Annotated in this window: 11 protein-coding genes and 2 tRNA genes; 1 reads left to right on the top strand and 12 read right to left on the bottom strand. The window is 64.7% G+C overall.

What is annotated here, in order from left to right:
- Window positions 1–163: 163 nt before the first annotated feature.
- The gene (locus tag ACUYM2_RS00065) at window positions 164–1,018 is read left to right on the top strand and encodes a glycosyltransferase family 2 protein (RefSeq protein ID WP_481598199.1); all 855 of its coding nucleotides are present in this window, start codon (window positions 164–166) and stop codon (window positions 1,016–1,018) included.
- Window positions 1,019–1,041: 23 nt separating this feature from the next.
- On the opposite strand, the gene ACUYM2_RS00060 is transcribed toward ACUYM2_RS00065, so the two are convergent.
- From ACUYM2_RS00060 to dnaA, 12 genes are all read right to left on the bottom strand, one after another.
- The gene (locus ACUYM2_RS00060; protein WP_481598198.1) at window positions 1,042–1,956 is read right to left on the bottom strand and encodes a DMT family transporter; all 915 of its coding nucleotides are present in this window, start codon (window positions 1,954–1,956) and stop codon (window positions 1,042–1,044) included.
- Between the two features lie 116 nt (window positions 1,957–2,072).
- A tRNA-Ala gene (locus tag ACUYM2_RS00055) sits at window positions 2,073–2,148 on the bottom strand.
- A 71-nt stretch (window positions 2,149–2,219) separates the two neighbouring features.
- Window positions 2,220–2,336 (bottom strand): DLW-39 family protein, encoded by a 117-nt coding sequence (locus tag ACUYM2_RS00050; protein ID WP_346958923.1) that lies wholly within the window; start codon window positions 2,334–2,336, stop codon window positions 2,220–2,222.
- Window positions 2,337–2,395: 59 nt separating this feature from the next.
- Window positions 2,396–2,469, bottom strand: a tRNA-Ile gene (locus tag ACUYM2_RS00045).
- Between the two features lie 98 nt (window positions 2,470–2,567).
- Window positions 2,568–3,173 carry a DUF3566 domain-containing protein gene (locus ACUYM2_RS00040; RefSeq protein ID WP_481598197.1) on the bottom strand — a complete coding sequence of 202 codons (606 nt, stop codon included), beginning with the start codon at window positions 3,171–3,173 and terminating at the stop codon, window positions 2,568–2,570.
- Window positions 3,170–5,878 carry a DNA gyrase subunit A gene (gyrA, locus tag ACUYM2_RS00035; protein ID WP_481598196.1) on the bottom strand — a complete coding sequence of 903 codons (2,709 nt, stop codon included), beginning with the start codon at window positions 5,876–5,878 and terminating at the stop codon, window positions 3,170–3,172. The genes ACUYM2_RS00040 and gyrA overlap by 4 nt, the downstream gene beginning before the upstream one ends.
- A 58-nt stretch (window positions 5,879–5,936) precedes the next feature.
- Window positions 5,937–8,021: a DNA topoisomerase (ATP-hydrolyzing) subunit B gene (gyrB, locus tag ACUYM2_RS00030; protein ID WP_481598195.1), complete on the bottom strand. Its 2,085-nt coding sequence runs from the start codon at window positions 8,019–8,021 to the stop codon at window positions 5,937–5,939.
- Window positions 8,022–8,430: 409 nt separating this feature from the next.
- Window positions 8,431–8,988, bottom strand: coding sequence for a DciA family protein (locus tag ACUYM2_RS00025; RefSeq protein WP_481598194.1), 558 nt, complete (start codon window positions 8,986–8,988; stop codon window positions 8,431–8,433).
- The gene (recF, locus tag ACUYM2_RS00020; RefSeq protein ID WP_481598193.1) at window positions 8,985–10,217 is read right to left on the bottom strand and encodes a DNA replication/repair protein RecF; all 1,233 of its coding nucleotides are present in this window, start codon (window positions 10,215–10,217) and stop codon (window positions 8,985–8,987) included. The genes ACUYM2_RS00025 and recF overlap by 4 nt, the downstream gene beginning before the upstream one ends.
- Window positions 10,218–10,239: 22 nt before the next feature.
- Window positions 10,240–11,124, bottom strand: a complete 885-nt coding sequence (gnd, locus tag ACUYM2_RS00015) for a phosphogluconate dehydrogenase (NAD(+)-dependent, decarboxylating) (RefSeq protein WP_481598192.1) — start codon at window positions 11,122–11,124, stop codon at window positions 10,240–10,242.
- Window positions 11,125–11,231: 107 nt separating this feature from the next.
- On the bottom strand, window positions 11,232–12,356 hold the full coding sequence (gene dnaN, locus ACUYM2_RS00010; protein ID WP_175323034.1) for a DNA polymerase III subunit beta: 1,125 nt from the start codon (window positions 12,354–12,356) through the stop codon (window positions 11,232–11,234).
- 590 nt (window positions 12,357–12,946) lie between these two features.
- Window positions 12,947–14,368, bottom strand: a 1,422-nt coding sequence (gene dnaA / locus ACUYM2_RS00005) for a chromosomal replication initiator protein DnaA (protein WP_481598191.1), incomplete at its 5' end; no start/stop codon positions are given.

Below are 14,368 nucleotides of genomic sequence, written 5' to 3'. Positions count from 1 at the left end.
CGGTGGACGACCCGGCGGCCGAGGGCCACAGCTCAAGAAGGGATTCCGCATTGGCGGGGTCCCTTCTTTTGCTTTGCCATTGGCTTGTCCCCAGTGCCCGTCGACAGGCCCCGGGAACCGCGCAGGTGCTAAATTTGGGGTGATGTCACGCCAAGAGCCCTCAGTGGATGCCCCACATGATGCTGCGCCGTTCCCGGCAGTCTCCATCGTTATTCCGGCGTACAACGAGGAAAGCGTCATTCGGCAGTGCCTGATCGCCGCCGTCTACCAGTCGGTCCCGGCCCACGAAATCATCGTGGTCGACAACATGTCCAAGGACCGCACCGCGGAGATCGTCCGGCAGATGCAGTTGGAATACCCGGAGAGCCCGATCATCCTGCTCAGCCAGGACCGGGACCAGGGCCTCATCCCGACCCGGAACTTCGGCCTGGACCATGCCACCGGCGATGTTCTGGGCCGGATTGACGCGGACTCGGTGCTGGAACCGGACTGGGTGGAGCAGGTGCAGGCGGCCTTCGGGGATGAATCCGTGCACGCCGCCACCGGTCCGGTGGTGTATTACGACATGCCGATGCGCCGCTTCGGCCTTAAGGCGGACGACAAAATGCGCCAGCTGATGCTCAAGCTGGCGAAGCACCAGTACCACTTCCTCTTTGGCTCCAACATGGCCCTGCGGCGTTCTGCGTGGGAGGCCATCCGGCTGGAGACCTGCCGGGATGAGAAGGACGAGATGCATGAGGACATTGACCTGTCCCTGCACCTGGCAGACCATGAGCTTCGGATCCAGTACTGGCCCCAGATGGTGTCCGGGATGTCAGCACGCCGGCTGGAGGATTCGCCCCGCGATTACCGCTATTACGTCACGCGCTTCGACCGCACCTACAAGGCGCACAACGTGAAGAAAATGGCATTGAAGGCCCCCATGGTGGTCTTCTTCTCCGTGTACTTCCCGGCGAAGCTGCTACGGGCCATTCATACCGTTAACACGGCCCAGCCGGCACGCCGCGGCGGCCAGTAGGCCGGCAGCGGCCGACGCCGTCGTCAGTCCGTTCCCAGCTCCACAAGACGCGCGGCACTGCGCCGTACGGCGCGGGAGCGCCGCTGCCCCGTCACGACGACGGCCAGGCCCAACAGGATCATCCCCAGCCCGGCGTAGGTTCCCGCCGGCAGGGTCTCGCCCAGGAAGGCCGCCGCCAGCAGTGCGGCCCCGGGGATTTCCAGCAGGATGATCATCGAAACAAGCAGCGGACTCATTGTGGCGAGCAGGTGGTTGAACGCGGTGTGCCCCACCAATTGCGCGCAGACGGTGATAGCCAGGATGCCCAACCAGCCGGTCGCTTCGAAGCCCGCCAGCGGCTGCCGCGTGGCCAGCGCCAGGACCGCCACAACGGCGGCGCACATGCCGTAGCAGAGCGTGGTGTACACGCCGGTCCCCATGGTCTGGCGGGCCCTGCCGCCGGCCAGCGTATAGATGCCCGCCAGCACGCCCCCGGCAACCGCCAGTAGATCCCCGACCAGCGCCTGCGGCGAGCTGCCCATGTCAAAGCCGGTGATGGCCACGACGCCGCCAAAGGCGAGTCCCAGCCCCGCCAGGACCTGCCAGCGGTGCCGGACCCCGCGGAAGAGCTGGAAAACGGCGATCCAGCCGGACTGCAGGCAGACCAGCGCAGTCGCGGCCGCCACCGAGGTCAACTGCAGGGACGTGATGAAGCAGGCGAAATGCAGTGCCAGCGCGACCGCCGCGGCCAGGGACCAGCGGAGTTCGCTGCCGGTGACGCGGCCGAACTGGCGGGGCTGACGCACCAGCACGGGCCCGGCCATCACGGCCGCTCCGATCGCGTTGCGCCAGAACGCGATGGCGAGGGCACTGACCGACGTGGCGCCCAGGGTGGCGGCGATCAAGGGGCCGGAGGACGCGACACCCAGCACGCCGAGGGCGGCGAGGAAGAAGTTCACGCTCCAACAATAGTGTGCCGGCGCGGGCCTCCCCTTCCCGGCGGCTCCGTGGCGGATTGCGGGGCCAAACGCAAAAGATCCCGGCCAGCGTTTCCGCTGACCGGGACCTTTTCCTATGGTGGAGGCACGGGGACTCGAACCCCGAACCCCCTGCTTGCAAAGCAGGTGCGCTACCAATTGCGCCATGCCCCCATAAGAAGCAACCCGTCAATCATACCCCGCTGGCGGAGAGCCGTTTCCAGCTGTCCTGCCGGGGTACCGGGCTAATCAACCGTGTCGGTCGACTCGCTCCAGACTGCCTTCCGGGCCTCGGATTCCTGCACTTTCCTGTAGACCAGGACGCTTGCGATCGTGGCTGCAACAACCAGCAACTTCTTCACATGCACCCCGTTCCGGTCCAGTTTCACGTGGACCTTTACCAGAACCAGTACAGGTTCCGTGGGCGTACCAGGACTTGAACCTGGGACCTCTTCGTTATCAGCGAAGCGCTCTAACCGCCTGAGCTATACGCCCCGATGCCTCATCGGGCCGAGATATGACTTTACAGCACACCCCGGCCCGATCTCAAATCGAGGCAATTCCCCGGAGGATATCCGGGAAAACTACGGGTTTTAGTCGTCCGTGAGGGTGACGCCGATGCCGCCCACGAGGGTCGCCGCGATGTTGTAAAGCACCGCGGAGAGCATCGAGAGAGCGGTCAGCAGCACCACGTTGATCACAGCGATGATCACCGCGAAGGAGGCTACCTGGCCGAGCGAGGCGACCTTCTTAAGCTCGAAGCCGCCGCTCTCGGAGCCGGCCAGGGTACCGAGGAGGCCGTCGACCTGGTCGAAGATGCCGGTCAGGTCCAGGACGGTCCACAGCACGATCGCCGCGACGACGGTCACGATGCCGAGCGCCACCGAGAGCAGGAAAGCCATCTTGAGCACGGACCAGGGATCGACCTTGCTGATCAGCAGGCGTGCACGGCGGACCTTCGCCTTCGGCGCCGGCTTGACCAGGCCAGGCGCACCCTGTGCCGGGCGCTGGCCCGGAGCCTCCGGGCGTTGGCCCGCACCGGCTGGGCGCTGGCCCGCACCGGCTGGGCGCTGGCCCGCACCGGCGACACCCGGGCGCTGCTGCGGCCGGGACGGTGCGTTCACCCGCGGGGCAGCGGCCGGCTGCCGCATCCCGCCGGGACCGCTGCTCGACTTGGGATATGAGTCGGAATTACTCACGCGTTACCTCCGGTGTTGTCTTCGTCCAGCTCGGCACTGCCTGATGACTCATCTGACTCCGGGGCCGGTACTGATTCTGTCTCTGCGGACCCATCGTGTGATCCGGTTTCTCCAGCCAACGTTACGTCATCCTGCTCGCCAGCCGGACTTTCAGCACCTTCTTCGGGGGCTGTTTCGTCGGTTTCCAGGCCGCGTTCGCTGTTCCGGGCCACCGCGATGATGCGGTCGTTCTTGTCCGGCTTGGCGAAGATCACGCCCATGGTGTCGCGGCCCTTGGCGGGGACCCCGGTCACCGAGGAGCGCACCACCTTGCCGCCTTCCATGACCACCAGCACTTCGTCTTCCTCGTTGACGATGAGGGCGCCGGCGAGGTGGCCGCGTTCTTCCTGGTACTTGCCAACCTTAATGCCAAGGCCGCCGCGGCCCTGGAGACGGTATTCCTCCACCGCGGTCCGCTTGGCGAATCCGCCCTCGGTGACAATGAAGACGAACGATCCGTCCTGCACGACGTCGGCCGCCAGCAGCTCGTCGTCCTCGCGGAACTTCATACCGGTCACGCCCGACGTGGCCCGGCCCATCGGGCGCAGGGCCTCATCCGTGGCCGTGAAACGGATCGACTGACCCTTGCGGGAGACCAGCATGAGGTCATCGGTCTCGGACACGAGCTGGGCCGAGACAAGCTCATCGCCGTCGCGCAGGTTGATGGCGATGACGCCCGCGGAGCGGTTGGTGTCGTAGTCCTCGAGCCGCGTCTTTTTGACCAGGCCGCGCTTGGTGGCGAGCACCAGGTACGGGGCGTGCTGGTAGTCGCGCAGGTCCAGCACCTGGGCGATGTGCTCGTCCGGCTGGAATGCCAGCAGGTTCGCCACGTGCTGGCCCTTGGCATCGCGTGCTGCTTCCACCAGTTCGTACGCCTTGGCGCGGTAGACCCGGCCCAGGTTGGTGAAGAACAGCAGCCAATGGTGCGTGGTGGTAACGAAGAAGTGTTCGACGACGTCGTCCCCGCGGAGCTGGGCACCCTTGATGCCCTTGCCGCCGCGCTGCTGGGAACGGTAGTTGTCGCTGCGGGTGCGCTTGACGTAGCCCCCCCGGGTGATGGTGACGACCATTTCCTCTTCGGGGATCAAGTCCTCCATCGACATGTCGCCGTCGAAGCCCATCAGGACCTTGGTCTTGCGGTCATCGCCGTGTTTGGCGACAATTTCGGCGAGTTCGGTGCTGATGATCTCGCGCTGGCGCTCCTCGGAGGCCAGGATCGCGTTGTATTCGGTAATCATCGCTTCGAGTTCGGCATGCTTGTCCTGGATTTTCTGGCGTTCCAGGGCGGCGAGCCGGCGCAACTGCATGTCCAGGATGGCCGTGGCCTGGATTTCGTCGATGTCGAGCAGTTCCATCAGCCCGTCGCGCGCGGCTTGGGTGGTGGTGGATGCGCGGATCAGGGCAATGACCTCATCGAGCGCATCCAGCGCCTTCAGAAGGGCCCGCAGGATGTGCGCTTCCTCCTCGGCCTTCCGCAGCCGGTACCGGGTGCGGCGGGCAATGACGTCCATCTGGTGCGTGACCCAGTGCCGGATGAAGGCGTCGAGGCTGAGCGTGCGCGGCACGCCGTCGACGATCGCGAGCATGTTGGCGGCGAAGTTGTCCTGCAGCTGGGTGTGCTTGTAGAGGTTGTTCAGCACCACCTTGGCCACGGCGTCGCGCTTGAGCACGATCACCAGGCGCTGGCCGGTGCGGCCCGAGGTCTCGTCACGGAGGTCGGCGATACCGGAGATCTTGCCGTCCTTGACGAGTTCGGCGATCTTGATGGCCAGGTTGTCCGGGTTGGCTTGGTACGGCAGCTCGGTGACCACGAGGCACGTGCGGCCCTGGAGTTCCTCGACGTTGACCACGGCGCGCATGGTGATGGAGCCGCGGCCTGTGCGGTAGGCGTCCTCGATGCCCTTGTGGCCCAGGATCGTGGCACCGGTCGGGAAGTCCGGTCCCTTGATGCGCTGGATCAGTTCTTCGAGCAGTTCTTCGCGGCTGGCGGTCGGGTTGGCCAGGTACCACTGAACGCCGTCGGCAACCTCACGGAGGTTGTGCGGCGGGATGTTGGTGGCCATGCCGACGGCGATGCCGGAGGAACCGTTCACCAGGAGGTTCGGGAATCGCGCCGGCAGGATGGTGGGTTCCTGGTTCTTGCCGTCGTAGTTGTCCTGGAAATCGACGGTTTCCTCGTCGATGTCCCGGACCATCTCCATGGCCAGGGGGGCCATCTTGGTTTCGGTGTATCGCGGTGCTGCGGCGCCGTCATTGCCGGGGGAACCGAAGTTGCCCTGGCCGAGGGCCAGCGGGTAGCGCATGGTCCAGTCCTGGATCAAGCGGACCAGGGCATCGTAAATCGCGGTGTCGCCGTGCGGGTGGTACTGGCCCATGACCTCGCCCACCACGCGGGCGCATTTGTTGAACGAACGGTCCGGGCGGTAGCCGCCGTCGAACATTGCGTACAGCACGCGGCGGTGGACGGGCTTGAGGCCGTCGCGGACGTCCGGGAGTGCGCGACCCACGATCACTGCCATGGCGTAGTCGAGGTAGGAGCGCTGCATTTCGGTCTGCAGGTCGACCTGTTCGACCCGGTCGGTCAGCACATCGGTGTCAAGAACGGTGCCTTCGAGCACGGGTTCCGGGCCGGATTCGGCGGGGACCTCGGGTGTTTCGTCACTCATAGTCTATATTTTCCGTTTCAGGTATATATCGGTTCTGGAATATCAAGTGGCTTAACCGCTAGATATCGAGGAACCGAACGTCCTTGGCGTTCTGCTGAATGAAGTTTCGGCGGGATTCAACGTCCTCGCCCATCAGGACGGAGAAGGTCTGGTCCGCTGCCAGGGCGTCGTCCATGGTGACCTGCAGGAGGGTGCGGTGGTCCGGGTCCATGGTGGTGTCCCAGAGTTCCGTGTAGTCCATTTCGCCCAGGCCTTTGTAGCGCTGGATGCCGTTGTCCTTGGGGATACGGCGGCCCGCAGCCTGGCCGGAGACCAGCTTCGCATCTCGCTCCCGGTCGCTGTACACGTAATCGTGCGGGGCGTTGGACCACTTGATCCGGTACAGCGGCGGCTGCGCGAGGTAAACGTAGCCGTTCTCGATCAGCGGGCGCATGTAGCGGAACAGCAGGGTCATCAGCAGCGTGGTGATGTGCTGGCCGTCGACGTCGGCATCGGCCATCAGGACGATCTTGTGGTACCGGAGTTTGGCGAGGTCGAAGTCTTCGCCAATGCCGGTGCCGAACGCGGTGATCATGGACTGGACCTCGGCGTTGCCTAGTGCCTTGTCCAGCCGGGCCCGCTCGACGTTCAGGATCTTGCCGCGCAGCGGCAGGATGGCCTGGGTCTCGGGGTTGCGTCCGCGCTTGGCCGAACCGCCGGCCGAGTCACCCTCCACGATGTAGACCTCGCACTTCTGCGGATCCTTGGAGGAGCAGTCGGACAGCTTGCCGGGCATGCCGAAGGATTCCAGCGGGCTCTTCCGACGCGCGTTGTCGCGGGCCTTGCGGGCGGCCATCCGGGCCTGGGCGGCAGAGATGGCCTTGCGGATCACATCGCGGGCCGGACCGGGGTTGCGCTCCAGCCAGTCACCGAGGCCGTCGGTCACGACACGCTGAACGAAGCCCTTGACCTCGGAGTTGCCGAGCTTGGTCTTGGTCTGGCCTTCGAACTGCGGCTCGGAAAGCTTGACCGAGATGACCGCTGTGAGGCCTTCACGGATGTCGTCGCCGGTGAGGTTGTCGTCCTTTTCCTTGATGATGCTCTTCTCCCGCGCGTAGCGGTTGATCAGCGAGGTCATCGCGGCCCGGAAACCCTCTTCGTGGGTTCCGCCTTCGTGGGTGTTGATGGTGTTGGCGTAGGTGTGGACGCTTTCGGAGTACGCGTTGGTCCACTGCATGGCCATTTCCAGGGCGATGTGACGATCTTTGTCCTCGGTTTCGAAGGCGATGACGTCCTCGTGGACGACGTCGACCTTCTTGCCCGAGTTCAGGTGCTTCACGTAATCCAGCAGACCGTCGTCGTACTGGTAGACCACCGTGTGGAATTCCGCAGGAACTTCGCCCTCGGTCTCGACGACGTCGAGGTCCAGGTCGCCGTCCTCGGACGGTTCCGCTGCCGCATGGCGCTCGTCGGTCAGGGTGATGCGCAGTCCCTTGTTCAGGAAGGCCATCTGCTGGAAGCGGGCGCGCAGCGTCTCGAAATCGAATTCGGTGGACTCGAAGATCGTGGCGTCCGGGTAGAACGTCTGCGTGGTTCCGGTCTCCGACGTTTCTTCGCCCTTGACCAGGCCGCCCTGAGGCTTGCCGCCGTCGGCGAAGGACATCCGCCAGACATGGCCCTGCCGGCGGACTTCGGTGTCAACGCGGCTGGAGAGCGCGTTGACCACGGAAATACCGACGCCGTGCAGGCCGCCGGACACCGCATACCCGCCGCCGCCGAACTTTCCGCCCGCGTGCAGGATCGTCATCACGACCTCGACCGTCGGTTTGTGCTCGGTGGGGTGCATGTCGACGGGGATTCCGCGGCCGTTGTCGACCACCCGGACGCCGCCGTCGGCCGTCAACACGATTTCGATGTGTGTGCAGTACCCGGCCAGCGCCTCATCGACCGAGTTGTCCACCACTTCGTAGACCAGGTGGTGCAGGCCGCGTGGACCGGTGGAGCCGATGTACATGCCCGGGCGTTTGCGAACAGCCTCCAGGCCCTCAAGCACGGTGATGTCGCTGGCACCGTACTCGCGGGGTGCCACTGCCTCCGCGGGGGTGTCCGCCGAAGCTCCGTCCGTTGGGTCCGCTGCCGGGAAATCTGTATTGTCGTTAGCCACAGGCGCTTTCGACTCCTCTATGTTCGTTGAAGGCCGGCCGTCACCGCTTCCGAAGAGGAACGGTTTCCGCCAACAGGCACGTCACGGGGCGCCCGCTGCATCCGTCGAGTACTCCGGTTTCCGCACGCAAAAATCGCGTCGGAAACAGACTCAGTCGACGTTTCACCGGCGCCCAGTTATCTACCACGATTCTATCGTGCTATAGGGCGGAATCCCGCATTCCGGAGGCCCTAACGGCGGGCAAAGTGCCATTGAGAGGCCATTGGCTCCCCCTGCACGCGCCCAGGGGTACTCCCGCTGGGTTCCTATACGCATCGGGGGCGTTCAAGCGCCCTACACGGCGTTTGCGCATTTTTCAATAGTTTTGGAAGAAGTGCTTCATATCCCGCGGACCGGACACGCCCGCGGGCTACCCGTACGTATCGCGGGGGCCGCGCCCATTAACCGTCCGGGCACCCTTGCGCCAGCTGGGCGCCGAGGGCCCGAGGACCTGGATGCTGGTCACGACACCGTCGCCCAGTTCGACCCGGAATTTCTCCAGCAGGCTCAGGCTCAGCAGGCGCAGCTGGGTTGCCCAGGCGGTTGAATCGCAGCGGACATGCAGGGTTGTGTCCGTAAAACTCTCCGGGGTGCAGTGGGCGGAAATTTCCGGGCCCACCAGCGTCGGCCATTGCGCCATCACGGATCCGACCGCCACGGGCGAGCTCCAACCGCGTTCGGCAACGAGCCGGCCCACCACTTTGCCCAGGCCCAGCGGATCGCGTCCGGTGCCGTGGAACTGGCTGAATCCGCGGGTGCCGGAGCTGCGGGCCGGTTTTTGCGTGCTGCCGGGACGCGGCGGGGCCTTCCGGCGGATTTCCCCGCGGGCCGCCGCGGCGTCCCGCATCCGGTTCAGCGCCGACTGGGCGGCGTCGATGTCGTCCGGGTCGCGGCCCGGCTGCAGGCCGCCGTCGGTATCTTTATTCATCGCTGGTCCGGCTCATCGATTCCTCCCGGAATGACCTTCACCCGCCGTCCGGCAAGTTCCGCCGGAATGTCGTCCTCGACGGCGGCGGTCACCAGGACCTGCTCCGCGCCGGATACTATGGCTGCCAGTTTACGCCGCCGCTGGACGTCAAGCTCGGCAAACACGTCGTCCAGGATCAGGATCGGCGCTGACCCGCCGGTACGGGCATCGTCCAGCATCACGTAGTAGGAGGCCAGACGCAGGGACAGGCACATGGACCAGGTCTCCCCGTGGGAGGCATACCCCTTGGCCGGGGCCTGCCCCAGGACCAGTTCAAGTTCGTCGCGGTGCGGACCCACCAGGGAGATACCGCGCTCCAGCTCCTTGCGGCGGGAGGCCGCGAAAGCCTGGACATAACGTTCGGTCAGGTCCTCGACGCTCAGCTGCCGGAGGTCCTCGGCCCCGGCGACCGGCACGCCGGCTGCGGCGCCGCCCGCCGGTCCACCGGTTGATCCGCCGCCGGGGGCCTCGCCGTCGTCGTCAAACATGCCCTGCAGTGTGGACCGGTAGACTGCGCCGGCGGCTTTGGTTCCATCGGTGAGCTGCGCGTAGGCGTTTTTGAGGTGCGGCTGGAGCAATTCCACCAATTCAAGCCGGGCGTGCAGCAGCTCCGCCCCGGCCCGGGCCATGTGCTGGTCCCAGACGTCCAGGGTTGCCTCATGGCCTGCGGTGAATTTGCCGGCGCGGCCGGATTTCAGCAGGGCGTTGCGTTGTTTGAGCACCCGGTCGTAGTCGCTGCGGGTTGCCGCGTGCCTCGGAACAAGGCTGACCAGCAGCTCATCGAGGAACCGTCGCCGGTTGGAGGGATCGCCCTTGACCAGGGCGAGGTCTTCGGGGGCAAAGAGCACCGTTTGGCAGATACCCAGGATGTCCCTGGCCCGGACCGGGTTGCTGCGGTTGATGCGGGCACGGTTGGCCCGGCCTCCGTTGATTTCAAGCTCCAGCACGGTGGGCTGGCCGGCGCGGACCAGCCTGGCCCGGATCATCGCCCGCTCGGCGCCGAAGCGCAGCAGGGGTGCGTCGGTACTGACCCGGTGCGAGCTGAGCGTGGCCAAATAGCCTATCGCTTCCATCAGGTTGGTCTTGCCGATGCCGTTGGAGCCCACCAATACGGTGACGCCGGGTTCCAGGCTGAGTTCCACCTGGGCGTAACTGCGGAAATCTGTCAGCGAAAGTTGTTCTAGGTACACGCCGGTTTCAGGATTCCAAGGGCTACTTGGCCGGCCGGGTGGCGTGTCCGCCGAACTGGTTGCGCAAAGCCGACACCATTTTCATGGCCGGAGAGCTGTCCTCGCGGGAGGAGAACCGTGCGAACAGCGCTGCGGTGATGGCCGGGGCCGGGACGGCGTTGGCGATCGCTTCCTCCACGGTCCAGCGTCCCTCGCCGGAGTCCTCGACGTAATCGTCAATGGACGCTAGCCCCGGGTCCTCGTCCAGGGCCTTGACCATTAGGTCCAGCAGCCAGGAGCGGACAACAGTGCCTTTCTGCCAGGCCCGGAAGGTGCCGGGCAGGTCGGTCACGATGTCCTTCGCGGCGAGGAGTTCGTAGCCTTCCGCATAGGCCTGCATCAGGCCGTATTCAATCCCGTTGTGCACCATCTTGGCGTAGTGTCCGGCACCCACACCCCCGACGTGCACGAAGCTGTCCGCGCGATCGCCTTCCGGCCGGAGCGCGTCGAAGACGGGGAGGGCGCGTTCGATGTCGGCGGAGTCGCCGCCGGCCATCAGTCCGTAGCCGTTCTGGAGGCCCCAGACGCCCCCGGAGACGCCGCAGTCGAGGAAACGGACGCCTTTTTCGGCCAGCGCGGCCGCGTGCTTTTGGTCCTCGGTGAAGCGGGAGTTACCGCCGTCGATCACCAGGTCGCCGGCGTCGAGCTTGTTGCCAAGGTCGGTGATGACGGAATCCGTGATTTCACCGGCCGGAACCATGACCCAGATCAGGCGGGGCGCGGGCAGGGCGGCGATCAGCTCGTCGACGGTGGCGACGTCGGTGGTCTCCGGGTTGCGGTCGAATCCGGTGACCTGGATTCCGCCGTTGCGCAGCCGTTCGCGCATGTTGAAACCCATTTTTCCAAGGCCGATTAGTCCGATGTGCACTTAGATGAACTCTTTTCTGCGCTGGTGGTTCGGGTTGGGCGGCGGCGCAACCCACCTAACTCGCATTAGGTGTCGTTTTGAGGGCTCAAAACGACATCGTCTGCCAGCTAGTTGGGCAGACGGACGGGCATGACCAGGTAACGGTAATCGTCCTGGTCTTCGCCGTCGGCGTCCTGCTGGGCGGTGATCATTGCCGGCTTCGGCGCCGTGGTGAAGGAGAACCGCACGAACTTCGTTTCGATGACGCTCAGGCCTTCGATGAGGTAGTGCGGGTTGAAGGCCACGGTGATGTCTTCGCCGGTCAGCTGGGCTTCGAGCTCTTCCGAAGCCTGGGCGTCTTCACCGGTTCCGGCGTCCAGGTGCAGCTGGCCCTGGGTGAAGGCAAGCCGCACGGGAGTGTTGCGCTCAGCCACGAGCGAGACGCGGCGGACGGCTTCGACCAGTTCCTGGGTCTGCACGGTGGCGTGGATCGGCGTGGAATCGGGGAACAGCGAGCGGATCTTTGGGTAGTCACCGTCGACCAGCAGCGACGTCGTGGTCCGGCCGCCGCTTTCGAAACCGATCAGCCGGCTGTCGTCGTCGGCGAGGGCGAGGTTGATGTCGCCGCTGCCGCCGAGGGTCTTGGCGACCTCGTTGAGCGTTTTGGCCTTCACCAGCGCGCTCGTGGAGATCCCCGGAGTTGCGGGCTTCCACGGAACTTCGCGCATCGCGAGGCGGTAACGGTCGGTGGCCAACAGGGTGATGAGATCGTCCTCGATCTCCATCCGGACACCCGTAAGGATGGGCAGGGTGTCGTCCTTGCTGGCCGCGATGATCACCTGGGAAACGGCCTGGGCGAACGAGTCACCCGGTACGGTGCCGCTGATCGGGGGTAAGGCGGGCAGCGGCGGGTACTCGGCTTCAGGCATGGTGGCGAGATGGAAGCTGCTTCGGCGGCAGGTCAGGGTCACCTTGTTGCCGTCGGTTTCGATTTCGACCGGGGCCGAGGGCAGGCTGCGGCAAATGTCGGCGAGCAGGCGGCCGGACACCAGGATAGTGCCTTCGGTGGTGATGTCTGCAGGAATTTCCAGGCGGGCCGAGGTCTCATAGTCAAAGCTCGAGAGGCTGACGGTGCCGGCTTCCGCCTTGAGGAGCAGGCCGGAAAGTACTGGAACAGGCGGCCGCGGAGACAACGACCGGGCGGTCCAGGTCACGGCTTCGGCCAGGACGTCCCGTTCGACTCTGAACTTCACGGAAGGGTGCCGCCTTTCATTGCTGCTGACAAAAGCTAAAACTCACAGGGCCATGGCGTTGCCGGACGCACTGCCGGTTCCGCCAAAAAAAGTTAAGTGCATGCATCCCGGTGTCCTGGCCACCGTCCCCGTCTCCGGGGCCGGAATCACAAGACACGTCCGGGACGGATGCACTGCAGACAGCTTAGCCCCAAGATCCGAGTTCTCCCATCCCCGGGTTACACCTGTGTGGTTCCGGACCGGGGCCCGCTGCCTCGCTTCAGGAGGGTCCGGGGCAGTTGGTGGGAGGTCGGAAAGAAACTGTTGTTTGAGGGAATTTCATTTTCTTGGGATTAGTAGTGTTAATAACTGCTGTGGAAACTGTGGATAACTCGATCTGGCCGTGCGGTTCCGGGGTTAAGCCCTGTTCATGGACTGTGGGCGGAGCAGGTTTTAAACAGGGTGTGGATGGGGACAACATTTTTGGCCGTTTCGCTGATCCACAGGCGCCTTAAGGGTTTTAAGCCCATTAACCGCAGTTGTCCCCTTAACTATCCACAGGGTTGTCCACAGCCCCCTGTTAATAAGGTAAGGGTGCGCGGCGCGGGAGCTCAGGAATTGCGCTGCTGCTGCTTGATCCGGTTGGTCAGCTCGGTCACCTGGTTGTAGATCACGCGGCGCTCCGCCATCAGTTCGCGGATCTTGCGGTCGGCGTGGATCACGGTGGTGTGGTCCCTGCCGCCGAGCTCCTGGCCGATCTTGGGCAGCGACATGTCGGTGAGCTCCCGGCACAGGTACATTGCGATCTGCCGGGCCGTGACCAGGGTCCGCGTGCGGGACTTGCTGCAGAGCTCTTCCATGCTGAGCTTGAAGTAGTCGGCAGTCTGGGTGAGGATCTGCGCCGAGGTGATCTCCTGGGCGCCGTCGTCCGTGATGAGGTCCTTGAGCACCATCTCGGCCAGCGCGACATCCACCGGCTGCCGGTTCAGGCTCGCGAACGCCGTGACCCGGATGAGCGCACCCTCAAGTTCGCGGATGTTGCTGGATATCTTCGAAGCGATGTACTCGAGGGCATCGTCGGGCGCCGAGAGACCTTCGCTCAGCGCCTTCTTCCTGAGGATCGCAATGCGGGTTTCCAGTTCCGGCGGCTGGATGTCAGTCAGGAGGCCCCACTCAAAGCGCGACTTCATCCGGTCCTCAAAACCGGCGAGCAGCTTGGGTGGTTGGTCGGACGTGATGACGACCTGCTTGTTGTTGTTGTGCAGCGCATTGAAGGTGTGGAAGAACTCCTCCAGCGTCCGGTCCTTGCCGGCCAGGAACTGGATGTCATCGATCAGCAGGACGTCCACGTTGCGGTAGGTGGTCTTGAAGCTGGTCCCTTCATCGTCGCGGATGGAGTTGATGAAGTCGTTGGTGAATTCCTCGGAATTCACGTAGCGGACCCGGATGCCGCTGTAGAGGCGGCGGGCGTAGTGCCCGATCGCGTGCAGCAGGTGGGTCTTGCCCAGTCCGGAGTCGCCGTAGATGAACAGCGGGTTGTAGGCCTTGGCGGGAGCTTCGGCGACGGCGACGGCGGCCGCGTGCGCAAAGCGGTTGGAGGAACCGATCACGAAGGTATCGAAGACATATTTCGGGTTGAGGCGGCCAAATTCATGGGACGTGCTCGGCAGCATCGGCTGCGGCTTCAGTTCCACCAAGGGATCGGCCGCCAGGGAAAGTTCAGCAGTGGGTTCCGGTTCGACGTGGAGCGGCACCAGATCGGTGTCGACGTCAATCGCGCAGCGGATCTCGTCGGAGAAGACATCGCGCAGGGCGTCGTCGAGGGCCTCCTTGACCTGCGTCTGGAGCACCTCTCGGGTGAGTTCGTTGGGGACGGCGACCAGCAAGGTGGAGCCGATGAGGCCCTGGGCCTGGGCGAGGATCACGAAACCGCGCTGCCGGGGTGTGACCCGGTGGTCGTTCTCCAGAAGGCTGACCACCCGCCGCCAGGAACTTCCGACGGTGTTCGCGTGGTTGGCTTCGTCTACCGTCAT

Source organism: Arthrobacter sp. SD1074B (assembly GCF_056780195.1).
This window is presented reverse-complemented; position numbering and strand designations above follow the sequence as displayed.